Below are 21572 nucleotides of genomic sequence, written 5' to 3'. Positions count from 1 at the left end.
TCAAATGTGCCTTGCGCGACGTTAGCACAGCACGATGATAGTAGAGGGCCGCCGGATGCCTACCAGCCAAAACGATAGTCCCTGGTCGGATGCAGCCACCACTTTCCGTTCCCGGGCAGTTCCAGCACCTGGTGGTGGAATTTCAGCAGCGTGGGCCGGTGGCTGACGCTGACAAGCGTCGACTGCATGTCGGCGAGCAGCTGGTACATGGCTTCCTCATTGCTGATATCCAGGGCACTGGTCGCTTCGTCCAGCATGACATAGCGCGGCTTTGACAGCAGTACGCGGGCGATGGTCAGCCGCTGCTGCTCGCCAAGGGACAGGACTTTGCCCCAGTCCACTTCCGTGTCCAGGCCGCCAAAGCGGCCAGCGAGGTCCTTCAGGTTGACCGTTTCCAGCAACTTCAGAAGCTCCTCGTCAGGGATTCGCTGGCCAATGTGGTTCGGGTACAGCAACTGGCTGCGCAGGCTGCCGACCACCATGTAAGGATGCTGCGGCAGGAACAGCATTTCCTGCGGCATTGGCCGCACGATGCATCCCGTGCCGTTGTTCCACAATCCGGCGATCGCGCGCATCAGCGAACTCTTGCCGCCGCCGCTGGCGCCGACGATAAGCAGGCCCTCTCCCGGGTTGACCGACAGCGTCAGGTCGGTGACCAGCGTCCGCTCCTGATTCGGCGTGCGCAAGGTCACATGTTCCAGCGCCAGGCGGGAGTCATGGAAGGACTCGATCGTGGTGGCCGGCTTCACGGAGGCTGCTGCCGTACCGGTCAGCGAGATGGAGAATGTGTCCAGTCGATCCAGCCCCGCCACGAAGCGGCTCAGGTCTTCAAAGTTGTCGACGATCACGGTCAGCGCGTTCAGGATGGCGGCGAACGCGCCGGCCGCCTGGATGGCGCTGCCGACTTCAAGCTCGCCGGAAAGCACGCGTGAAGCGACGATGGCGCTGGGCAGCAGGATGGTCAGGAAGCCATAGGCATACTGGAACATGTTCAGGCTCAGCTGCCACTTGATGAGCCGGTCGAAATTCTGGAAGGCCTTGCCAAAACGGCCGCTCACATGGGATGACTCCAGCGCCTCGCCGCGATAGAACGCAATGGACTCGGCGTTCTCACGCACCCGGATCAGGCTGAAGCGGAAATCCGCCTCCCGCCTTAGCTGGAAGAAGTTCAGGCCGATCAGGACGCGGCCGAAGAAGAAGATGGAGATAAATGTACCGGCGATGGCATAAATGACAAGAAAGTAGACCAGCTCTCTTGAGATCGACCACAGGACGGCGCTGAAGGCGATGAGCTGCAGCAGCGCGCCGATACCGATTGAAAGGAAGAACAGGGATTGCCGCGTGAAGGTATTGATGTCTTCGGCGATGCGCTGGTCCGGATTGTCGATCGCGGCATCTGAATTGAGCTTGTAGTAGACCCGGCCCTTGAAATACCCGTCCAGATAGTGATACGTCAGCCAGCGTCTCCAGAGCAGGCCCAGCTTGTTCCTCAGGTAGTAATAGACCGCGTAGATGGGGACTGCCACCATCAGGATATAGAGACACTTCCTGATCGAGGCCCAGAAACGATCCGCGTCTTGCGCTGCCAGGGCCGAGGTGAATTCACCGGTTTGCTGGACGATCAGTACCTCGGACTGGGTCTGGCCCAACAGCAGCAGGATCAGCAGGACCAGCAAGCCGGAGGCTTTCCATTTTTCCCGCGAGAACCAGTAAAGTTTTGCAATGGCCCAGTATCGGGTCCACACATGCCGGGTGGAAGTGACGGGACGTTTCCCTGGGGCCGAAGTGGTGCCGGTGACCCGCGACTCAGGAACGGCGCTCATATCCCATCTCCCAGCACTAACCGGATTGCATACTCGCCACATGCCCGGCGCGGGACACGTGGGAGAACGGCAGAAGACTATTAATAAAATATAGGCTAGCAGAATCGATGCCTGGCTGATTCGTGGTCCCTGCCCGCAGTCAAGGACCCGACCCCGGACAGGCGAGCGGAGATCTGGCTTGACGCGCGCCCGGAACCTGATTCCAATCCGGAAGTGACCTTTCCGCTATGACAGCCCCTCCGCATGGACCGCTTCGACGCGCTGCAACTCTTTACCCGGATCGTGGAACTGGGCTCCTTCACCGGCGCCGCCAGCGCGCTGGACATGCCACGCGCCACCGCCACGCACGCCATCAAGGAACTTGAGGCCCGCGTCGGCGCGCGCCTGCTGGAGCGCACCACGCGCCAGGTGCGCCCCACGCTGGACGGGCAGGCGTTCTATGAGCGCAGCAAGCGCGTGCTGCAGGACCTGGAAGACGCCGAGACCTCGCTCAGCACGCAGGTGGCCAACCCGCGCGGCCCGCTGCGGCTGGACCTGCATGGCACCCACGCCACCATGATCATCCTGCCGCGCATCGGCGAGTTCCGGGAGCGCTATCCGCATATCGACCTGATCGTCAGCAGCGGCGACCGGCTGGTCGACCTGGTCGGGGAGGGCATCGATTGCGTGGTGCGTGCCGGGCGGCCGCGCGATTCCTCGCTGGTGGCCCGGCGGCTGGCGGATATGCCGGAGGTGCTGTGCGCCAGCCCCGCATACCTGGCCGCGCACGGCACGCCGCAACACCCGTCTGAGCTGGCGCAGCACATCGGCGTGGGGTTCTTCTCGCGCAACCATGACCACCGTTATCCCTTCACGCTGACCGTCGATGGCGAGGTGCGGGAGTTCAAGGCGCGCGGCTGGATCTCGGTAAGCGATGCCGAGTGCTATACCAGCGCGGCGCTGGCCGGCTGCGGCCTGATCCAGGTGCCGCGCTTCCGCGTGGAAGAGCACCTGCGCGCGGGACGGCTGGTGCCGGTGCTTGAGGCCTGGCCGTGCCCGGACTTGCCGGTGTCGGCGCTGTATCCGTTCCACCGGCAGCTGGCACCGCGGGTGCGGGTGTTTGTCGATTGGGTGGCGGGGTTGTACGTGGAGCGGTTCGGGCCGCTCCGGGGCGCGGCCTGAGGCACCAACGCGCCGCAATCAGGCCGCCGCGGGGCGCGGCACGGGCCGTGCCGGCGCGGGTGCGGCTTGCGCCGGCTCGCTGACCGGCAGTGTCATGCCGATCCGGATCGCGTCCGCCTGCACCTGCGCGAACACGCTGCCGCCGTGCATGGTGGCGATTGCCTTGACGATGGCCAGAGCGGCTCGCCTTGCAGCGCGCTGGTGAGCCGCTGCGACCACGCATACAGTTCGGCGGTTTCGTTGCCCTTGAGCACGTACTGGTACTGGGCACGCGGCTGTCCGGCGCCGATATTGATGTCCTGCGCTGCGCGCAGGTAGCGCTGGATGCCCGGCACCGCGGCCAGCCTGGGCCGCAGGCGGTCGATCAGGCCGCTGGCCGAGACGTCGCGGTCGGAACGGTCCTTGAGCACGATCCAGAAGCGGCCGTTGGCCAGGGTCTGGCTGCCGCCGGTCATGCCGACCGAATGGTTGACCGTCAGCACGGCCGGGTCGGCAGCGATGATGTCGGCGAGGGCGCGATGCTTGGCGACCGTGTCCGCATTGGGGATATCCGCCGCCGCCTGCGAGGTGCCCAGCACGAATGCGGTGTCCTGCAGCGGGAAGAAGCCCTTGGGGATCAGCACGAAGCCGGCCTGACGCGGAACACATTAGGCTGGTCCTGTTCGCCGTAGCGCAGCACGGCGGGCCGCGCCGCCAGCGCATCGCGCAGCAGCCCGGTCTGCAGCCGCACCGCGACAAACTGGCCCGGCCACAGCTCGCCGGCGCGGTTGTCGAACTCGGCCTTGACCCGGACCGCGCCATTGCCGGTGCCCACGCGGCTGTCGATCACCCCAGCAGGCGCCCCTGCGCCAGCGGCGCGCCGCCGTCGCGTGCATGCGCGTGCACGGCCGCGTTCGCGCCGCCGGCGCTCAGGTGTTGCAGCACCGGCAGCGCCGACTGCGGCATGGTGAATTCCACGGTGATGGGCGACAGCTGCGTGACGGTGAAGATCCCGTCGGCATCGCCGACCCGCACCAGGTTGTGGCTGCGCCGGACCAGGCCGAGCGTGCCGAGCGCGAGCACGCAGAGCGCCGCGGCTGCAAACCACAACCGTCGGGCATAAGGGCCGAGCGCCGTGAGCAGATAGGAGGTGAGGGAGAACGCAGGCATGGCAGTCGGACCCGCCGGATCCACAAGCCATTGGCATGCTGGTTTATAGCCAACGGAGGCGGTTGGAACGGTGACGCCAGCCTGTCAGGGCTGTCAGGAAGGCCGCGGCGCGCGCGTGCGGTAGTCGCGGCGTGTTTGCTGACGGCTTTGCCGGTTGCGCATGGTGGAAAACCCGGGCCTGTCCCGCGGCGAAACAGCCTCTAACATGAAGTACCCGCCGCCAGCGCGGCGTACAACGATAACGCGGAGACTTCATACATGGATCGTCGACAGTTCCTGAGCGCCGCGGCCATCGCGGCGGCCGCCGGCGTCGCGCCGCACGCCATCGCGCAGCAGTGGCCGGCGCGCGCCATCCGGCTGGTCGTGGCCTATCCGCCTGGTGGCGGCACCGACGTGGTGGCACGCTTGTTTGCCGACTACCTGACGCGCGTGACCGGGCAGTCGGTGGTGGTGGAGAACAAGCCTGGCGGGGCCACCATTCCCGCCACGCAGGATGTGATCCGCGCCAAGAATGACGGGCAGACGCTGCTGGTGACGCTGGGTTCCTCGGCCACCTCGGGCGCGCATATCAATCGCGTTCCTTACGACCCGTTGACCGACCTCACCGCGCTGGCGGAACTTGGCCGCGCCCCGGTGCTGCTGGCGGCCAACAAGGATGCGCCGTACTCCACGCTGAAGGAACTGATCGCCTATTCCAAGGCGAACCCGACCAAGCCGATCCACTCGGCCTCGTACGGTCCGGGCACGTCGTCGCACTTCGGTCCGCTGCTGTTCAACCGGCTGGCCGGCACCAACCTAGAACCGGTGCTGTACAAGGGCTCGGCGCCGGCCACGCAGGACCTCGTGGGCGGCGTGGTGCCGCTGATGATCGACGGCCTGACCACCGGCGTGCCGCTATACCAGGCCGGCAAGACCAAGGCGCTGGCCACCACCATCCCGGAACGCTCTGATCTGGCGCCCGGGGCGCCTACCTTCCGTGAGCAGGGCTTTCCTGAGATGGAGCAGCTCAGCGGCTATTTCGCGCTGTTCGGCCCCAAGGCCATGCCCAAGGCCACGGTCGATGCGGTCTCTGCTGCGGTGCGCAAGGTGCTGGCCGACCCGGCCTACCAGAAGCGGCTGGCAGGCGTTGGCGTGCTGCCGCCGCAGGCGGTCACGCCTGAGGCCTTCGCCGCGCAGATCCGGACCGATCATGCGCGCTGGGGGCAGTTCATCAAGGATATCGGCTTCAAGATCGATGGGTGAGGGGCGCCGCGGCTGCGTTGGCGTGCGCAGAGGCATCGGCGTGGGTGGCGAGAGGCGGATTCTTGTCCATACTGAACTTTGACTGGCGGGCTGTCGCTGCCCGCCGGGATCAATCGCCCAAGGAGAAGAATCGTGTTCAAGCACATCTTGCTGGCCACCGATGGCTCGGAGCTATCAAAAATGGCAATGGATGCGGCCATTGGCTTTGTCAAAGCCGGCGGCGCCAGGCTGACGGCCTATACGTGCATGGAAGAGTATCCGTATGTGGCGTCAGGCGATGCCGGCCATCCCAGGCGCAAGGCCTTCGAAGAGCAAGAGGCCGCCCATGCAAGCGCCAGGCTGGAAGCGGTTGTCGCTGCGGCCAGGGCCGCGGGAGTCACATGCGAAACGGATATGACGACCTCGGTGCCCTACAAGGGCATCATCGATGCGGCGGCAAGGCACGGGTGTGACGTGATCTTCATGGCCTCGCACGGCCGCAGGGGCCTGGAGGGCTTGCTGGTCGGCAGTGAAACCCAGAAGGTACTTACCCACTGCCGGGTTCCTGTCCTCGTCTACCGCTAGACACTGCGCGACGTGCCCCGCGGGTGCTGGCGTACTGTCGAATCCACCTCACGGAGGAACCTGCCATGACGGAAATCGAACAGGAGAAAGTCGTCGCTGTGCTGGATCGAATACTCGAAGCCGAGCTCGCCGGGGTTGTGCGCTACACGCACTATTCGTTCCTGATATTCGGCTTCGGCCGCATTCCCATCGTGTCGTGGCTGCGTGAGCAGGCGAATGAGTCGCTGCTGCACGCGCACCAGGCCGGCGAATGGATCACGACCCTCGGCGCCTATCCCTCGCTTGGCATCGGCGAGCTGCTGGACAGCCACACGACCGATATCGGCGCGATCCTGCGTGAATCGCTTGCGACCGAGATGCAGGCCCTGGACCTGTACCGTGAGCTGCTAAGCCTGGTCGAGGGGCGCTCAGTCGCGCTGGAGGAGTATGCGCGGCAGTTGATCCAGCTGGAGGAACTGCATGCGGGAGAGGTCGAGAAAATGCTGCGCAAGCCCGGCCTTGCGGCGACGGTGCAGCCGCGGCAGGGCTGACCTGGGCCGGCCCGCTGCCTTCTCGTGCGTGCAAAAGCGCGCGTGCCACAAGGTTTCGCCCCCATTGCTTTCGTCCCCGACGCCGGGAGCGCGGCCCAGGCCGCGTCACCGCGCCGGCCATCTACCCCCATCGCGCACCGTACCGACCGAGCCGGTCGCCAGCGCCAATGTCGCTGCGGCGGCGAGCGCCCCGTTATAAGCGTCGGCTGACGCGTTCCGTGCCAGCAGCAACTGGTTCTGCGCCAGGTTGGCTTCGGTGAGGTTCGCATGCGGGCGGCTATGGCAAATGCTTGCCGGGGAGCGCGGGTGCATGCCCGCGCGTGCTGACCGGGCGCGCGCCACGCGGGTCGGCGGCTTGCCGGCCTGGCTTCGCCGTATTGTCCCTGCGCCCGGTGGGCGTGCCGCGATTGCTGTCGGTGCGGTGCGTCGGACCGGAGAACGCGCCGATCCTGACTTCCTCGCCCATCCCCCCGACGACATGCTGCGCAAAGGCGGCCCCCGAGGTGGTAGTCAGCATGGCGATTGCCATCAGCGGGTACGCGTGGATCTTCCTCATGTTTGCTGTTTTTCGTGTAGTGGGCCCCGGGCGGGGCAAGGTTCAGGCAGCGGAGGGTAAATCAAGCGGATGTCCGTGTATGTAAGCTATTGTTAAAACGCCGGCAGCCGGGCAGGGATGCCCGATTGGGGCGAGGTGCTCCAACCATCAGGGATTGGAGAAAAGTGCTCGATATTGCACGCATGGATCGAGGGGTACGTCATGAATCCCAGCAAGCTAATCGTGGCGGCGGCACTTGCCGCGGCAACTCTTCCGGCGCTGGCACAGCCCGAGACGCGCGTGGACACGGTGTCGGGCGTCGGGGCTACCAGGACCACCGGCACGGTCAAGGCTACCGCCACGGTGGTGGCCATCGATGCCGCCACGCGCACCATTTCGCTCAAGAACAAGCAGGGCAAGATCACGGACGTACAGGTCGGCGAGGACGTGCGCAACTTCGAGCAGCTCCGCGTGGGCGACATGGTCACCGTCGAGTACACGCAGGCCTTGTCAGTGGCTCTCGCCAAGCAGAGCGGCATGCGCTCCAGCACCGAACGCGAGACCGCCGACCGGGCCGTTCCTGGCGCCAAGCCCGGCGGCACGGTCGGGCGCGAGGTGACGGTCACTGCCGATGTGGTGGCCGTCAACGCCAAGACCGGCATGGTGACGCTCAAGGGCCCAAGAGGCAAGACGGTGGACGTGCATGTCGAGGATCCGAAGCAGCTGAAGGCGGTTCGACGCGGTGACCAGGTGCAGGCCGTCTACACCGAAGCCCTTGCCATATCCGTCACGCCCAAGCAGGCCCGCTGAGCAAGGCGGACGCCGGGTGGGAGCATGCCGATGGGTTTTCTGCGGTGGTTGCACCGGCGCAATGCGCAAGTCCATGCGCACGGCAAGCAGGAGATTGCCGAGCTGGCCGAGCGCGTGACCCGGATCTATCCGCGCTTGCGGCTGGTGTCACGCTACCAGCAGCGGCTTCGGCCTGCGCTCGAGCAAGCGCAGGACTACGTGCGCGAACTCGTCCAGGGGCTTCCCGCGCCGCGGGAAGCCAGCATGCAGGCATGGGGTGACGATCCCTATGTTCACGCCTTCTTCGGCACGGCGCGTGACGTGCAGCTGGCCTTCAGCCGCTCTCCTGAACTGCGAGCGTTCTTCGAACAGTCGCCCGATGCGCCGCAGGCGTTTGCGGTGCTGGGGATGGCGATGACCGAGCGGCGCACGCTGGGGGTTGCGCTGGAAGGGGATGTCATGCGCACGGAAGTGCCGCAAACCACCGTCAGTTTCGGCGATCACAAGGTCAGGATCATCGCTCGCAGCGAGGCCGCGCTGCGCGAGGAAATTGTCCGGCGCATGTTCGATCAGTTCAGCATGGAGGGTCTCGCCCGTTTCGCTGCCGGCAAGTCACGCCGCGACGTGCTCGCGCGCGAGCAGGCGCTGCTGGTGGCGCGCCTGCGCCTGCTCCAGCAGCAAGGCACTGGCATGCGTTCGGTGCTCGGCGGCGATGCCGACGCAAGTCCCGGCGAGCAGGCCGCCCTGGGCGGGCAGATTGCCGCGAACGAGCAGGAACTTGCGCAGCTCGGCCCCGAAACCGGGGCGCTTGACCGTCAACTGGAATGCCTGGCCGAAGTCCTGGCGGATGCACGCTCCTGCTTTTCCATCGAGCAAAGATACTTGCGGCTTAGTGCCATGAACGTGCTGCTCGCGGCGGACAGCGCGGGGCCGGCATACGACATCGACCTGCTCACTGCCCAGGTCCCGGGCGATCCGCCGCTGGTGCGATCCATCGCACCGGTGCGTTTCGCGCGTGGCGACATGCTGTCGCCCACCGCCCTGATCGAGGAGGCGGAGCGGCTGCTGTGACAGCGGGGATGGTTCTCTTGCGCAGGCCCGGACCCTGCAGTCGCTCCACGTAGGCTACGCGGGCGACGCCCGCAAACCTCCTGATGGCTCCCCCGCAGACCACAGCCCTATAATGCTTCGTTCCCAATGCAAAGCGCTGCCGGGGTGATCAGGCCGGCGCAACCCACACATGTCTTCGCATCATTCAGAGCAGATTGCCGGTACCAAGCTGGTGCCCCCGCGCCTTGCACGGCGGCCGTTGGTCCGCGATGCGTTGGCCGAACGCCTGCTTGAAGCGCGGCATCGGCGTTGTGTGGTGGTCCAGGGGCCGGCCGGATGCGGAAAGACCTCGACGCTCGTGACCTGGCGCAAGGCACTGGTTTCGGTCGGCTTTGAGGTTGCGTGGCTGTCGGTGGCCGAAGAGGACAATGAACCTGCGCGCTTCTTCGACTGCCTGCTCGCCAGCATTGCGCTGGTCGACGCCGATATCGCGGCCAAGGCCGCCGATCTGACCGGGGACGGCAGCGACGCTTCCCGGGTAGAGCATTGGGTGGTGACGCTGATCGAGGCGATTGCCAGCCAACCGCGCGACCTGGTCCTGATGCTTGACGACGTCCACCATATCGAGGATGGCCGCATCTGGCAGGCGCTGCAATGGCTGCTTGACTACGCGCCGCCGCAGCTGCACCTGGTGCTGTGCTCGCGCGGCCAGTTGCCGCTGTCGCTGGCGCGCATGCAGTCGCAAGGGCTGCTTGCCGTCTTCGATTTGCGTGACCTGCGCTTCAGCCTCGAGGAATCGGAGGCCTACCTGCGCGAGCAACTGGGCGAGGTCAGCCCGCGCGACGCCCGGCGGCTGCATGAGCTGACCGAAGGCTGGGTCGCCGGGCTGCAACTGTTTGCCCTGGATATCAAGGCCAAGCACGGCGCCGGCTTCGCGCCGATTGCGCTGCGCGATGCGAGCGCCTTCGCCCAGTATTTCGAACGCGAGGTACTGTGCCAGCTCGACGCCGACGACCAGAAGCTGCTGACCTGCGTGGCCATTTGCAGCCGCTTCAGCGCGCACTTGTGCGCAACGCTGGTGGGCGAGCCGCGCGCGGTGGCGCGCATGATCACACGGCTGGTCAGGCTCGACAGCAGCAATCTGTTCCTGATCCACGTGAGTGGCCACGACCACGAGAGCTGGTATCGCCTCCACCCCTTGCTGCGCGAAGTGTTGCTTGCGCGTGTTGCGGCCATGTCCCGCGCGCAGCAGCAAGCGCTGCACGCGGCTGCCTGGCGCTGGTTCGCGCAGCGCGAGTACGTTGACGAAGCGGTCCGGCACGCGGTGCTCGCCGGCGAGGAAGATGCTGCCGCGGACGCGATCCAGGCCCGCGCGTCCGAACTGCTGGCGCGCGACGGTCTTGGCCGGCTTACCAGCCTGCTGCGCTTGCTCCCCGCCAGGCAGGTCGAGTCGCGCTTTGCGCTGCAAATGATGCAAGCGCACATCGACCTGCGCGCCTGCCATCTCGACGCAGCGGCTGAAGCGATCGGACGGCTGGCGACGCAAGCCGCCGCGCTGGGCGAGCGCGAGCGCTACGCGGTCACGGTGCTGCGCGGCGGCATGGCGCTGATGCGGGATGACATCGGCGCGGCGGCGGCCTTGCTGCCTGAACTGGAAGTGCGTGCCCGCTGATGCGGGCGACTTCACGCTTGACTGATCGCTGTCGCCAGGCGGGGGCGCCCCCTCCCCGTTCCGGGGAGGCCGCGCCTGGCCGGACGGCTGCTAGCCTCCGAGGCTCCAACGTACTGTACGGAAGACCTTCACTTTCATGCTGAATCAGGGGGATCGTTCATGCTTTCCTGTGTAAAAGTTGTCGAGATTTGCGGGATCGGTCCAGGCCCGTTCTGCGCCATGCACCTCGCCGATCTCGGCGCCGATGTGATCGCTGTGGAACGCGCGGCACCGGCCAATGATGCAGCGCTATCCACCGAAGGCTACGTGCTGAACCGGGGCAAGCGCTCGGTGGTTGCCGACCTGAAGACGGCCGAAGGGCGTGAGCTGGTGCTGGCACTGATCCAGGATGCCGACGCGCTGATCGAAGGCATGCGCCCCGGCGTCATGGAGCGCCTGGGGCTGGGCCCGGATGTCTGCCTGCAACGCAATCCCCGCCTGGTCTACGGGCGCATGACAGGGTGGGGGCAGAGCGGCCCGATGGCGCAGGCCGCGGGGCATGACAACAACTACATCTCGCTTTCCGGCGCGCTGTACTACCACGGCACACCGGCAGAGCCGCCATCGTCGGCCATTACCGTGGTGGGCGACGTCGGCGGTGGCGCGCTTTACCTGGCGGTGGGGCTGCTGTCAGGCATCCTCAACGCCCGCGCCACCGGAAAGGGAACCGTGGTGGATGCATCCATCGTGGATGGCTCGGCCCATATGCTGCAGCTGTTGCTGTCCACGCGCCGCAAGGGCTTCATCATCGGCGAGCGCGGCAACAATATCCACGATGCCTCTCATTTCTATTCGACCTACCGCTGCGCGGACGGGAAGTTCGTCACGCTCGGCTCGATCGAGCCCCAGTTCTACGCGCTGCTGCTGGAAAAGCTGGGCCTGACCGAGGATCCGCGTTTCGCCCGGCAATGGGACCGCGAGCGTTGGCCGGACCTGCATCGGCACTTCGAAGAACTCTTTGCCACCAGGACTCGCGCGCAATGGTGCGCTCTGCTGGAAAACACCGACGTGTGTTTCGGCCCGGTGCTGAGCCCGGAAGAGGCCGCCGGGCATCCGCACCTTGCCGCGCGGGGCGTCTACTTCGAAGCGGAGGGCCATCTGCAGGCCGCGCCCGCGCCGCGCTTCGATGGCAAGGCCGTGGCGGCGGGCGCGATTCCACGGCGCGGCCAGCACACTGGCGAAGATTATGGCGGTACTGAAATCCGGCCAGCCCGGCGCATTCTGGACAACTGACTGAGGGTTGATGCGGGGGCGAGGGCCGGGTCCCGCCGCAGCGATTGAGCTTCGGCCATCCGTCGAAGCGCCTTTCTTTCTGTTGACTGCTGCGGCGGCCTCGGCAATGCCGCTCCGCAAAAAAATCCCCCGAGGCTGTGACTCGGGGGAGGTGCGGGTCTGTGGCCGGAGACGCTGAGTCCCGGCCACGAATTTTTTGAGGGGGACACTCTTTTCTGTAGGTCCTTACATGCTGTGGTCAACGAGTCCATCGCGGTTGGTGATTCTCGCGCCATCGGTGTACACGTCGCGCCTATCCGAGACTTTCGCCCCGTCTGAATAGACGTCAAACTTTGTGGTCTTGCCCCCATCGGAATATGGGTCTCGCGGCCCCATCACGCTGGCGCCGTCAGTGTAGACATCCCGCGTCCCGATGCCGGCATAGGCAATTCCGGCACTAAGCGCCGCACCCGCCGCAGCGAGCAGTATGACTGTCTTTACCATTTTTCTTACCTCCACTTCAGGTCGTTGCAAAAACACCGAAACGATTCTTCTTTCGCTTCAGTTTGAGGGTCGCAACTTCGCACAAGTGCAATGAAATGTAGGCCCTGGCGGCAAGCATATGAATCGGGCTTTTTTCCGAAAAGAGGCTAGGGGATTGCCCTAGCCGGTGGGCAGGCAGATTCAGTCCTGCATTACTGCACGGTAGCAATCGAATCCATCCGGCAACTCTTACCGCGCAAGGGAGTTCTGGCGTAGATTCATACGTAGTGTTGTGGCACCATGGTTTTGCAGCGCTTCGCCTTGCATCGATTCGGTGCAGGCTCGTGATTTGCCGCAGGTGCATGGAACATTCACTTTCGCAAGAGTGTCGTCATTCCGTTTAACCATAGAAATGACTGGATGTGACAGTGTCTGTTCCCGGGGGGTTGAAGCGAACCATGTTTATTGTCTCGCGCAACTTAAGGCTCAGACTTTTCGTCCATACCGGATTTGTCGCTTTGGCGTATTTCGCAAGTGCAAAACTGGGACTGGCTTATGCAGTAGTGGGCGGTGCGGTGTCTCTGGTGTGGCCTGCCAGCGGCGTGGCCCTCGTTGCGCTCCTTGTCATGGGTTTCGCAGCTGCCCCGGGAATTGCCATTGGCTCCTTTCTTGCCAATATGTCGGTCGGCGTGCCACTGCCAATGGCCGCGCTGATTGGCTTCGGCGCAACGGCTGCAGCCTTGACGGCCACGTTGCTGTTGACGCGCGTGGCCCGGTTCCGGATCAGCCTCGACCGCATCAGGGACGTATTGGCCTTCATCATCCTGGCCGCGACAGTCAGCACAGCAGTGAGTGCCCTGATTGGTGCGACTGCTCTCCTTGGCGCGGGCCGGGTGTCGGCTTCCGAGTACGGCAACGCAGTCCTGGAATGGTGGCTCGGTGACATGATGGGGGTGCTGGTGGTGGCCCCGCCCCTGCTCAGCCTGCTTGCGAGTCCCGAGCCTGTGCGCTCCGCAAGGCAGGCCATGGAAGCGTGCGGACTGACCGTTGCCATCCTCTGGGCAAGCTACCTCATCTTCGGCGCCCCCGAGCTTGCCGGGCACGGCTACTATCCTTCAGCCCTGGCGATTCTTCCGTTCATCATCTGGGCGGCTCTGCGCTTCGATCACCTGGGCACCACCTTCGCAACCTTGCTGGTCTCGATCGTAGCCATCTGGGGCACCACCAACGGCACCGGTCCCTTTGCCGCAGTGTCTCCAGTGGATAGCCTTGTGAGATGGTGCGCCTTCGCGAACGTCGTGGCAGTCACCGGGCTGCTGCTGGTGGCGGCACATGCCCAGGAGAAGCGCGTCCATAGCCTGCTGCAGGCATCGCACGTCGAACTGGAGCGGCGCGTGCAGGAACGAACCCGGGACCTGCAGCGGGCAAACCATGAACTGAAGCAGGAGATGGCGCGGCGTCGCCTGCTGGAAGCGGAGCTGATCCGGATCGGCGACCAGCAGCAGAGACTCATCGGCCGGGAGCTGCATGACGGCCTCGGGCAGCACCTCACCAGCCTGGGCTTCTACTGCACGACCCTGAATCAAACACTGCAGAAGGCTGGCCACCCGGCCGCGGCGGACGCGGCTACCATCGTCGGACTGGTGAAGCAGGCGTCCTTGATGACTCGCAAGATTGCCCACGGCCTGGACCCGGTCGCCATGGAATCCGGTGGCCTTGCGCTCGCCCTGCAGAGGCTGGCGCAGACGACCTGCGCGCTGGATGGCATTGACTGCACGCTGCGCATCGGGTCGGACGTGGACTTGCTCGATCCGCCGATGCAGATCAACCTTTACCGTGCGGCGCAGGAAGCCGTGAACAACGCGCTGAAATACAGCCAGGGACACCACATCGGGATCGACCTTGAGCGCGAAGGCGGGATGCAGCGGCTTTCCATCAGTGACGACGGGGTGGGGGTGGACCCGGAGCAAATGGAGCGTGCCTCGGGACTGGGACTTCACAACCTGCGTCACCGGGCGAGCCTCCTGGGCGGCTCCTGCACGATCACCCGCAATGCTCTGGGCGGCACCACGGTTGCCATCAGCTATCCGATACCAGAGAGTCCGGGCCATGCAACAGCAGCCATCTAGCCCGGGCCGCGCAACCCAGATCCTGATCGTGGATGACCACCCCATCATCCGGGAGGGGTTAAGCCAAATGCTGAATCTGCATGAGGACCTGCACGTCTGCTGTGCGGCCGGCAGTGCCGAAGATGCTCTGGCGTTGATGGCCTGCCAGCCTGACGTGGCCGTTGTCGACCTCAGCCTGCACTCGAACTCCGGCCTGGATCTTGTCAGGACGCTGCGGCAACACTATCCAAAGCTGGCAATCCTTGTCCTCAGCATGCATGACGAAACACTGTTTGCCGAACGCGCGCTGCGGGCAGGCGCCAACGGGTATCTGATGAAACTCGAGGCCACGGAGCATATTGTGAATGCCATCCGCGAGGTGCTGGCCGGCAATGTCTACCTGAGCGCCGCCATGCATGACAAGCTGGCGCGGGCCCTGAAGGCTCCTCAAAGAAGCCGCGCGGGCTCGATCGCGAGCCTGTCGGAACGGGAGTTCGAAGTCCTGCACCTGATCGGGCTTGGCTTCAGCACCCGCCAGATCGCCGGGAAGCTGAATCGCAGCGTCAAGACCATCGAGGCGCATCAGGCCAACATCAAGGAAAAGCTGGACATTCCCAACGGCAAGGAGCTGATGCGCTTCGCGATTCAGTGGATCGAGAGCCAATAGGCGTTGAGTTGCTTTCGCCTGCTTGAACGCTCGACTGCTCGCCGCCCTGGGCCAGACAGAAGCCTGGTTGCGCGTGTCAAGGGCGGGGAAGGCCACACATAAGCTGCGTTCAGATCGTTTTAGCGGGTCCGGTTTTTTCCCCGAACGGGGCGTTCCGCCCATGGCGGAATTTGCATACACTCGCCCACTTCATGGACCGACGGCCAGCACAGGCATTGCTGTGCGCTCTGGTCATGGTGAGCCATCGGAAGCTGAGATCGGGCCTCACCATCCCGTTGTGGACGCCGGGCATCGACTGGGCCTTCATGACCCTGACCACGGATGCCACCACAGATCTGCGGGCGCTGCGCACGACGCTGGCACCGATGAAATACTTTGCACATTGCCTGCACCATGGCAATGGCGACCATGCCAGCCCCGGCGCGCGAATTGCCTTGGGCGAGAATAGTGAAAGGCCAGGGTGGTGGAGCGGGCACCCTGTGGGATTCCACAGGGGGTGTCGCGGCGCGGGCCCGAGGTTGGGGCGCTTCTGTCCCTTTCCGGTCGATTGATTCGAATCCACGCCTGGCGGCCCGGACGCCGGAAAACAACCTGCTGCGTTTACTTCCCAAACTCACTGAACTTGGCCGCCAGGAACTCCACGAACAGCCGGATCCGGGACGACAACTGGTGCCGCTGCTGGTAGACGGCATAGATGTCCGCCTCCGGCGTCGCGTATTGCGGCAGTACCTGCACCAGGCGGCCACTGCGCAGGAACCGCTCGATGTCCCACTCGGCGCGCATCAGGATGCCGTGGCCTTGCAGCGCCCAGTTGACCGCGATCTCGCCGTCATTGGTGGTGAGGTTGCCGCGCACATGGACCGATTCGGTCCGCGCCTTGGTTCCTTTGCCTGAGGTCAGGCGCCACACGCCATAGGCGTCGCTGCCCTGGCGGATGCCGATGCAATTGTGCTGGCGCAGGTCGGCGGGCGTGTGCGGGGTGCCGTGGCTGCGCAGGTACTTGGGCGAGGCGCATAGCAGGCGCCGGTTCGGCGCCAGCTTCCGGGCCACGATGCGGGCGTCGGGCGGCTGGCCGAAGCGGACGCAGACGTCGAAGGCATCTTCGGTCAGCGGCGGCGGGTCGGCGGACAGCTGGAGCTGGACATCGACCTCGGGGTAGGTGGCGACATACTCGGAAATCACCGGCGCCACATGCATGCGCCCGAACCCCAGCGTGGCATTGACCCGCAGCAGGCCGCTCGGCCGGCCCTTTGAGCGGGTCAGGATCTGGTCCAGGTCGTCGATCTCGCTGAGGATGCGCCGCGCGTGCTCCAGGTAGACCTCGCCCTCCGGCGTCAGGCTCATGCGCCGCGTGGTGCGCGTCACCAGCGGCATGCCGATGCGCGCCTCCATCTGCGCCAGCCGCTTGCTGACCGCGGCGGTAGTGATCCCAAGGTCGCGCGCGGCCGCGCTCAGGCTGCCTGCCGTGGCCACCGACGTGAAGAATCCCAGTTCTGACGGTTGGATGCCGGACGATAGCGCCATTCCATCTTTAATTTGAGGTTAACAATGGTTTAACTCTACAAGCGATCCAAAACCTTGTCCACGGCCCAGAATCCGCCCCATGCACTCAACTCGTATTTGAATCGATCTGGACCAGGAGACACGGATGAAGACGTACTGCATTGCAACGATCCCCGGCGATGGCATTGGCAAGGAGGTGGTGCCGGCCGGCCGTGAAGTGATGGAGGCGCTGGCGGCTGCCGGTGCTGACTTCCGCTTTGAGTTCGAAGACTTCGACTGGGGTGGCGACTACTACCGCCAGCACGGCGTGATGATGCCCGCCGACGGCCTGGATGCGCTGCGCGACAAGGATGCCATCCTGTTCGGCTCCGCCGGCGACCCGCATATTCCGGATCACATCACGCTGTGGGGCCTGCGCCTGAAGATCTGCCAGGGCTTCGATCAGTACGCCAACGTGCGCCCGACGCGCATCCTGCCCGGCATCGATGTGCCGCTCAAGCGCTGTGCCGCGGAAGACCTGAACTGGGTGATCGTGCGCGAGAACTCGGAAGGCGAGTATTCGGGCGTGGGCGGCCGCGTGCACCAGGGCCACCCGATCGAGGCGGCCACCGACGTCAGCATGATGACCCGCGTAGGGGTGGAGCGCGTCTTGCGCTTTGCCTTCAAGCTGGCCCAGTCGCGTCCGCGCAAGCTGCTGACGGTGATCACCAAGTCCAACGCGCAGCGCCACGCCATGGTGATGTGGGACGAGGTGGCCGTGCAGGTGGCCAGGGACTTCCCGGACGTTACCTGGGACAAGGAACTGGTCGATGCGGCCACGGCGCGCATGGTGAACCGTCCGGCCTCGCTGGACACCATCGTCGCCACCAACCTGCATGCCGACATCCTGAGCGACCTGGCGGCGGCGCTGGCCGGCAGCCTGGGCATCGCCCCGACCGGCAATATCGATCCGGAGCGCCGCTACCCGTCGATGTTCGAACCCATCCACGGCTCGGCTTTCGACATCATGGGCAAGGGCCTGGCCAACCCGGTCGGCACCTTCTGGTCGGTGGTCATGCTGCTGGAACACCTGGGCGAGAACGAGGCGGCGCAGCGCGTGATGCAGGCCGTCGAAACCGTCACCGCCAACCCCGCGCTGCATACCGGCGACCTCGGCGGCAAGGCGACTACCGCTGAAGTGACCAGGGCGGTGTGCGACTTGCTTGCCGCTGGCCAGCAAGCGAAGGCCGCCTGAGCGCAAGGGCGGTTTCGTGAGCCTGCAATATTCCGAGCCCAGCGTGTTGCTGCGGCGCATGTTCGAGGCGGCGGTCGCCGCCGCCCAGCCGGCCAGGACCCTGGCGCGGCACCTGCCGCCGCCGCCGCGCGGACGCACCGTCGTCATTGGCGCGGGCAAGGCCTCGGCGGCGATGGCGAGCGCGCTGGAAGCGGCATGGCACGGGCCGCTTGAAGGCCTGGTCGTTACCCGCTACGGCTATGCGGTGCCGTGCTCGCGCATCGAGATCGTGGAGGCCGCTCATCCCGTGCCGGATGATGCCGGGCTGGCCGCTTCGCAGCGCATGCTGGCGATGGTGGCGGGCCTGGGCGAGGACGACCTGGTGATCTGCCTGGTCTCAGGCGGCGGATCGTCGCTGCTGCCGCTGCCGCTTGCCGGCATCACGCTTGACGACAAGCAGCGCGTCAATCGCGCGCTGCTCAAGTCCGGCGCGACGATTTCCGAGATGAATTGCGTGCGCCGGCACCTGTCCGCCATCAAGGGCGGCCGGCTGGCAGCCGCGTGCCATCCGGCGCGCGTGCTGAACCTGCTGATTTCCGATGTGCCGGGCGATGACCCCATCGATATCGCCTCGGGCCCGACCGTGCCTGACCCGACCACGCGCGCCGATGCGTTGGACATCGTCAAACGGTATGCGATTGACCTGCCGCCCAATGTGATGGCCGTGCTGGCGTCCGACGCGGCCGAGACGCTCAAGCCCGGCGACCCGCGCCTGCCGCGCATCCGCACCGAGTTCATCGCCACGCCCCGGCTGGCGCTGGAAGCGGCCGCGCAGGTGGGCCGCGACGCGGGCTTCGCGGTGCACGTCCTGGGCGACGCCATCGAAGGCGAAGCCCGCGATGTCGGCAAGGTCATGGGCGGTATCGCGCTGGCGGCGGCCAGGCATGGCCAGCCGTTTGCGGCACCGTGCGTGCTGCTGTCCGGCGGCGAGACCACGGTCACGGTGCGGGGCGCGGGCCGGGGCGGCAGGAACGTGGAATTCCTGCTGTCGCTGGCGCTGACGCTGCGCGGAGAACCCGGCCTCCATGCGATTGCGGGCGACACCGACGGCGTCGACGGCCAGGAAGAGATCGCCGGTGCGGTGATCGGCCCCGACACGCTGGAACGCGCCTGGCGCGCCGGACTGCGTCCGCAGGATGCGCTCGCCGCCAACGACGGCCATGGATTTTTCGAGGCGCTGGGGGATGCCGTGATCACCGGTCCCACGCTGACCAATGTCAACGACTTCCGCGCGATCTTGCTGACGCGCGCTTCCGGAGCCTCCGCATGAGACGCCTTCGCAATGCCAAGATCGTGGCCACGCTGGGTCCGGCCAGTACCGACCCGGCCATGATCGAGCGCCTCTTTGACGCGGGCGCCGATGTGTTCCGCCTCAACTTCAGCCACGGCACCCAAGCAGACCATCAGCATCGGCTGCAAAGCATCCGCGCCATCGAGCAAGCGCGTGGCCGGCCCATCGGCGTGCTGCTGGACCTGCAAGGGCCCAAGCTGCGCATCGGCACCTTTGCTAACGGCCCGGTGCAACTCGCCGCGCAGGCCGCGTTCCGGCTCGATCTCGATGCCAGCGTGCCGGGCTCCGCGAAGCGGGTCAGCCTGCCGCATGCGGAGATCTTCGCGGCGCTGCAGCCCGGGGGGGAGCTGCTGGTCGACGATGGGCGCGTGCGCCTGCGCGTCGAGCGCTGCGGCCCGGAGTGCGCGGAAACCACCGTGATCAATGGCGGCACCCTGTCCGACCGCAAGGGCGTCAACGTGCCCGGCGTAGTGCTGCCGCTGTCGGCGATGACCGAGAAGGACCGGCGCGACCTGGACTTCGGGCTGTCGCTGGGCGTGGACTGGATTGCACTGTCGTTCGTGCAGCGCGCCGAGGATATCGAGGAGATCCGGCAGATCGTGGACGGCCGCGCCGGCATCGTCGCCAAGCTGGAAAAGCCGGCCGCCATCCAGAGCCTGGAAGCGATCGTGGCGGCATCGGATGCGGTCATGGTCGCGCGCGGCGACCTGGGCGTCGAGATGCCGGCGGAGCAGGTGCCGTCGCTGCAGAAGCGCATCGTGCGCGCCTGCCGCAAGGCCGGCAAGCCGGTGATCGTCGCGACCCAGATGCTGGAGTCGATGGTGGCCGCGCCGGTGCCGACGCGCGCCGAAGCGTCCGATGTGGCAACCGCGATCTACGACGGCGCCGACGCCGTGATGCTGTCCGCGGAATCGGCATCGGGCAGCTATCCGGTGGAGGCGGTGCGGATGATGGACAGCATCATCACGCGCACCGAATCGGATCCGCATTACCACGAAGCCATCCAGGCATCGCACTCGGCCCCGCGCGCGGAAGCTGCCGACGCCATCGGCTATGCCGTCAGGCACGTGGCCAACCTGCTGCGCGTGCCGGCCGCGGTCACCTACACCAGCTCAGGCTACTCCGCGCTGCGGATGGCGCGCGAGCGGCCTGAAGTGCCGATCCTGGGCATGACGCCGCGGATCGGCACCGCGCGCCGGCTGGCGCTGGCCTGGGGTGTGCACGCGGTGCTCTGTCATGAAGTGGTCGATGTGCTGGAGATGACCAACCTGGCGAGCCGTACCGTGCTGAAGGAGCAGTTTGGCGTGGCCGGGCAGCAGATCGTCATCTCGGCCGGCCTGCCGTTCACGGTGGCCGGCACCACCAACCTGCTGCGCATCGCGCAGGTCCAGTAAGGCAGGCATCGGGCAGGGGGACCAAGGAGCCATCAAGGCATCAATCAGCCGAAAAGCGGCTGCAAACATAGAACATTCAGGAGACAAAGCATGCGTGGTACTGAACTCGTGCGTCGTATTTCCGGTGTGGCCGTGCTGGCAGCCGGCTTTATCCTCAGCGGCACTTGCCTGGCACAGGAATGGCCGGCCAAGCCGATCACCCTGGTGGTGCCGTTCCCGTCGGGCGGGACTACCGACGTGCTGGCCCGCGCGCTGGGCGACCAGTTGTCGAAGAGCCTGGGCCAGCCCGTGATCGTCGAGAACCGGCCCGGCGCCGGCGCCACCGTGGGCGCGGACTACGTCGCCAAGGGCAAGCCGGACGGCTACACCCTGCTGATGGGCGCGGTCCACCATACGATTGCCAGCAGCGTCTACAAGAAGCTGCCCTACAGCTTCCAGAAGGACCTGGCGCCCATCGCCACGGTCGCCATGGTGCCCAACGTGCTGGTCATCAATGCCGCCAAGACGCCGGCGAAGGACGTCAGTGAACTGGTGGCCCTGGCGAAGAAGGCAGCGCCGGAGTTTGCCTATGGCTCCAATGGCAACGGCACCGCGCAGCACCTGATCGGCACCCAGTTCCAGGCCGCGACCGGTGCGCCGCTGCTGCACGTGCCTTACAAGGGCAGTGGTCCGCTGACGACGGATCTGCTCGGCGGACAGGTGACGATGTCGTTCGATACTCTGACGCCGGTGCTGCAGCACATCAAGTCGGGCAAGCTGCGCGCCCTTGCAGTGACTACAGCGCGGCGCTCCAGCGTCCTGCCTGATGTGCCGACGCTGGAAGAGGCGGGGCTGAAGGGCTTCGATATCGGCACCTGGTTCGGCGTGCTGGCGCCGGCCGCCACGCCGGCGCCCATCGTGACGCGGCTGAACGCCGAGATCGTCAAGATCGTGAAATCGCCGGACTTCCAGCAGCGCATGGTGGCGGTCGGGGCCGAGCCGATGGCGAGCACGCCGCAGGAGTTTGCCAAGCGGATCCAGGACGAGACGGTCAAGTTCGCCAGGCTGGTGAAGGACGGGAAGGTGACGATCGAGTAGGCGACCCGCC

The 21572-nt window shown here is 65.8% G+C and carries 20 protein-coding genes; 14 read left to right on the top strand and 6 right to left on the bottom strand.

Translation table 11 applies throughout. From position 1 onward, the window contains the following. Nucleotides 1–59: 59 nt before the first annotated feature. Nucleotides 60–1823 carry an ABC transporter ATP-binding protein/permease gene (locus tag AC3WVS_RS06730; RefSeq protein ID WP_492317915.1) on the bottom strand — a complete coding sequence of 588 codons (1764 nt, stop codon included), beginning with the start codon at nucleotides 1821–1823 and terminating at the stop codon, nucleotides 60–62. Between the two features lie 243 nt (nucleotides 1824–2066). Between AC3WVS_RS06730 and AC3WVS_RS06725 the strand changes: the two genes are divergently transcribed. Continuing rightward, complete coding sequence (locus tag AC3WVS_RS06725; RefSeq protein WP_492317914.1) at nucleotides 2067–2984, top strand: LysR family transcriptional regulator; 918 nt, start codon at nucleotides 2067–2069, stop codon at nucleotides 2982–2984. A 92-nt stretch (nucleotides 2985–3076) separates the two neighbouring features. Here the strand turns inward: AC3WVS_RS06725 and AC3WVS_RS06720 are convergent, their stop codons facing one another. From AC3WVS_RS06720 to AC3WVS_RS06710, 3 genes are read right to left on the bottom strand one after another with little or no spacing between them, the layout of a single operon-like run. Further along, entirely contained in the window at nucleotides 3077–3607 is a 531-nt protein-coding gene (locus tag AC3WVS_RS06720; protein ID WP_492317913.1) for an efflux RND transporter permease subunit, read from the bottom strand. Beyond that, nucleotides 3601–3813 carry a hypothetical protein gene (locus tag AC3WVS_RS06715; RefSeq protein ID WP_492317912.1) on the bottom strand — a complete coding sequence of 71 codons (213 nt, stop codon included), beginning with the start codon at nucleotides 3811–3813 and terminating at the stop codon, nucleotides 3601–3603. The genes AC3WVS_RS06720 and AC3WVS_RS06715 overlap by 7 nt, the downstream gene beginning before the upstream one ends. After that, complete coding sequence (locus tag AC3WVS_RS06710; RefSeq protein WP_492317911.1) at nucleotides 3810–4133, bottom strand: hypothetical protein; 324 nt, start codon at nucleotides 4131–4133, stop codon at nucleotides 3810–3812. The genes AC3WVS_RS06715 and AC3WVS_RS06710 overlap by 4 nt, the downstream gene beginning before the upstream one ends. A 258-nt stretch (nucleotides 4134–4391) precedes the next feature. On the opposite strand from AC3WVS_RS06710, the gene AC3WVS_RS06705 reads away from it, so the two are divergent. From AC3WVS_RS06705 to AC3WVS_RS06695, 3 genes are all read left to right on the top strand, one after another. Further along, entirely contained in the window at nucleotides 4392–5375 is a 984-nt protein-coding gene (locus tag AC3WVS_RS06705) for a Bug family tripartite tricarboxylate transporter substrate binding protein (RefSeq protein ID WP_492317910.1), read from the top strand. A gap of 132 nt (nucleotides 5376–5507) precedes the next feature. Beyond that, entirely contained in the window at nucleotides 5508–5939 is a 432-nt protein-coding gene (locus AC3WVS_RS06700; protein ID WP_010810581.1) for a universal stress protein, read from the top strand. Nucleotides 5940–6004: 65 nt separating this feature from the next. Then, nucleotides 6005–6469: a ferritin-like domain-containing protein gene (locus AC3WVS_RS06695; protein ID WP_492317909.1), complete on the top strand. Its 465-nt coding sequence runs from the start codon at nucleotides 6005–6007 to the stop codon at nucleotides 6467–6469. 277 nt (nucleotides 6470–6746) lie between these two features. Here AC3WVS_RS06695 and AC3WVS_RS06690 read toward each other — a convergent pair whose 3' ends face one another. Beyond that, nucleotides 6747–7025 (bottom strand): hypothetical protein, encoded by a 279-nt coding sequence (locus AC3WVS_RS06690; RefSeq protein ID WP_492317908.1) that lies wholly within the window; start codon nucleotides 7023–7025, stop codon nucleotides 6747–6749. 201 nt (nucleotides 7026–7226) lie between these two features. Here AC3WVS_RS06690 and AC3WVS_RS06685 point away from each other — a divergent pair, with 201 nt between their 5' ends. From AC3WVS_RS06685 to AC3WVS_RS06660, 6 genes are all read left to right on the top strand, one after another. Next, nucleotides 7227–7814: a hypothetical protein gene (locus AC3WVS_RS06685; protein ID WP_492317907.1), complete on the top strand. Its 588-nt coding sequence runs from the start codon at nucleotides 7227–7229 to the stop codon at nucleotides 7812–7814. Between the two features lie 30 nt (nucleotides 7815–7844). Next, the gene (locus tag AC3WVS_RS06680) at nucleotides 7845–8864 is read left to right on the top strand and encodes a hypothetical protein (RefSeq protein WP_492317906.1); all 1020 of its coding nucleotides are present in this window, start codon (nucleotides 7845–7847) and stop codon (nucleotides 8862–8864) included. 169 nt (nucleotides 8865–9033) lie between these two features. Continuing rightward, nucleotides 9034–10515 (top strand): winged helix-turn-helix domain-containing protein, encoded by a 1482-nt coding sequence (locus tag AC3WVS_RS06675; RefSeq protein ID WP_492317905.1) that lies wholly within the window; start codon nucleotides 9034–9036, stop codon nucleotides 10513–10515. 159 nt (nucleotides 10516–10674) lie between these two features. Further along, nucleotides 10675–11787, top strand: coding sequence for a CaiB/BaiF CoA transferase family protein (locus tag AC3WVS_RS06670; protein WP_492317904.1), 1113 nt, complete (start codon nucleotides 10675–10677; stop codon nucleotides 11785–11787). A gap of 920 nt (nucleotides 11788–12707) precedes the next feature. After that, the gene (locus AC3WVS_RS06665) at nucleotides 12708–14378 is read left to right on the top strand and encodes an MASE1 domain-containing protein (protein WP_492317903.1); all 1671 of its coding nucleotides are present in this window, start codon (nucleotides 12708–12710) and stop codon (nucleotides 14376–14378) included. After that, on the top strand, nucleotides 14359–15024 hold the full coding sequence (locus tag AC3WVS_RS06660) for a response regulator (RefSeq protein WP_492317902.1): 666 nt from the start codon (nucleotides 14359–14361) through the stop codon (nucleotides 15022–15024). The genes AC3WVS_RS06665 and AC3WVS_RS06660 overlap by 20 nt, the downstream gene beginning before the upstream one ends. A 600-nt stretch (nucleotides 15025–15624) precedes the next feature. Here the strand turns inward: AC3WVS_RS06660 and AC3WVS_RS06655 are convergent. Continuing rightward, complete coding sequence (locus AC3WVS_RS06655) at nucleotides 15625–16548, bottom strand: LysR family transcriptional regulator (protein WP_492317901.1); 924 nt, start codon at nucleotides 16546–16548, stop codon at nucleotides 15625–15627. Between the two features lie 124 nt (nucleotides 16549–16672). Here AC3WVS_RS06655 and AC3WVS_RS06650 point away from each other — a divergent pair, with 124 nt between their 5' ends. From AC3WVS_RS06650 to AC3WVS_RS06635, 4 genes are all read left to right on the top strand, one after another. Then, a complete protein-coding gene (locus tag AC3WVS_RS06650) occupies nucleotides 16673–17761 on the top strand; it encodes a tartrate dehydrogenase (protein WP_492317900.1) in 1089 nt (362 codons plus the stop codon). A 58-nt stretch (nucleotides 17762–17819) separates the two neighbouring features. Then, complete coding sequence (locus AC3WVS_RS06645; RefSeq protein WP_492317948.1) at nucleotides 17820–19070, top strand: glycerate kinase type-2 family protein; 1251 nt, start codon at nucleotides 17820–17822, stop codon at nucleotides 19068–19070. Next, nucleotides 19067–20485, top strand: a complete 1419-nt coding sequence (gene pyk, locus AC3WVS_RS06640) for a pyruvate kinase (protein ID WP_492317899.1) — start codon at nucleotides 19067–19069, stop codon at nucleotides 20483–20485. The genes AC3WVS_RS06645 and pyk overlap by 4 nt, the downstream gene beginning before the upstream one ends. 90 nt (nucleotides 20486–20575) lie before the next feature. Then, nucleotides 20576–21562, top strand: coding sequence for a tripartite tricarboxylate transporter substrate binding protein (locus AC3WVS_RS06635; RefSeq protein WP_492317898.1), 987 nt, complete (start codon nucleotides 20576–20578; stop codon nucleotides 21560–21562). The last annotated feature ends 10 nt before the right edge of the window (nucleotides 21563–21572 follow it).

The sequence above is a fragment of the Cupriavidus sp. CPT47-8839-RL05A genome (assembly GCF_058792255.1).
The sequence above is the reverse complement of the archived record's forward strand: the minus strand, read 5'-3'. Positions and strand labels throughout refer to the sequence as shown.

Excerpts from the sequence above, each read along its gene's own strand:
- AC3WVS_RS06725 (WP_492317914.1), top strand. The coding sequence starts at position 2,067 with ATGGACCGCTTCGACGCGCTGCAACTCTTTACCCGGATCGTGGAACTG.
- AC3WVS_RS06655 (WP_492317901.1), bottom strand. The coding sequence starts at position 16,548 with ATGGCGCTATCGTCCGGCATCCAACCGTCAGAACTGGGATTCTTCACG.
- AC3WVS_RS06710 (WP_492317911.1), bottom strand. The coding sequence starts at position 4,133 with ATGCCTGCGTTCTCCCTCACCTCCTATCTGCTCACGGCGCTCGGCCCT.
- AC3WVS_RS06635 (WP_492317898.1), top strand. The coding sequence starts at position 20,576 with ATGCGTGGTACTGAACTCGTGCGTCGTATTTCCGGTGTGGCCGTGCTG.
- AC3WVS_RS06665 (WP_492317903.1), top strand. The coding sequence starts at position 12,708 with ATGTTTATTGTCTCGCGCAACTTAAGGCTCAGACTTTTCGTCCATACC.
- AC3WVS_RS06650 (WP_492317900.1), top strand. The coding sequence starts at position 16,673 with ATGAAGACGTACTGCATTGCAACGATCCCCGGCGATGGCATTGGCAAG.
- AC3WVS_RS06675 (WP_492317905.1), top strand. The coding sequence starts at position 9,034 with ATGTCTTCGCATCATTCAGAGCAGATTGCCGGTACCAAGCTGGTGCCC.
- AC3WVS_RS06680 (WP_492317906.1), top strand. The coding sequence starts at position 7,845 with ATGGGTTTTCTGCGGTGGTTGCACCGGCGCAATGCGCAAGTCCATGCG.
- AC3WVS_RS06730 (WP_492317915.1), bottom strand. The coding sequence starts at position 1,823 with ATGAGCGCCGTTCCTGAGTCGCGGGTCACCGGCACCACTTCGGCCCCA.
- AC3WVS_RS06690 (WP_492317908.1), bottom strand. The coding sequence starts at position 7,025 with ATGAGGAAGATCCACGCGTACCCGCTGATGGCAATCGCCATGCTGACT.
- AC3WVS_RS06705 (WP_492317910.1), top strand. The coding sequence starts at position 4,392 with ATGGATCGTCGACAGTTCCTGAGCGCCGCGGCCATCGCGGCGGCCGCC.
- AC3WVS_RS06645 (WP_492317948.1), top strand. The coding sequence starts at position 17,820 with ATGTTCGAGGCGGCGGTCGCCGCCGCCCAGCCGGCCAGGACCCTGGCG.
- AC3WVS_RS06685 (WP_492317907.1), top strand. The coding sequence starts at position 7,227 with ATGAATCCCAGCAAGCTAATCGTGGCGGCGGCACTTGCCGCGGCAACT.
- AC3WVS_RS06660 (WP_492317902.1), top strand. The coding sequence starts at position 14,359 with ATGCAACAGCAGCCATCTAGCCCGGGCCGCGCAACCCAGATCCTGATC.
- pyk (WP_492317899.1), top strand. The coding sequence starts at position 19,067 with ATGAGACGCCTTCGCAATGCCAAGATCGTGGCCACGCTGGGTCCGGCC.
- AC3WVS_RS06695 (WP_492317909.1), top strand. The coding sequence starts at position 6,005 with ATGACGGAAATCGAACAGGAGAAAGTCGTCGCTGTGCTGGATCGAATA.
- AC3WVS_RS06670 (WP_492317904.1), top strand. The coding sequence starts at position 10,675 with ATGCTTTCCTGTGTAAAAGTTGTCGAGATTTGCGGGATCGGTCCAGGC.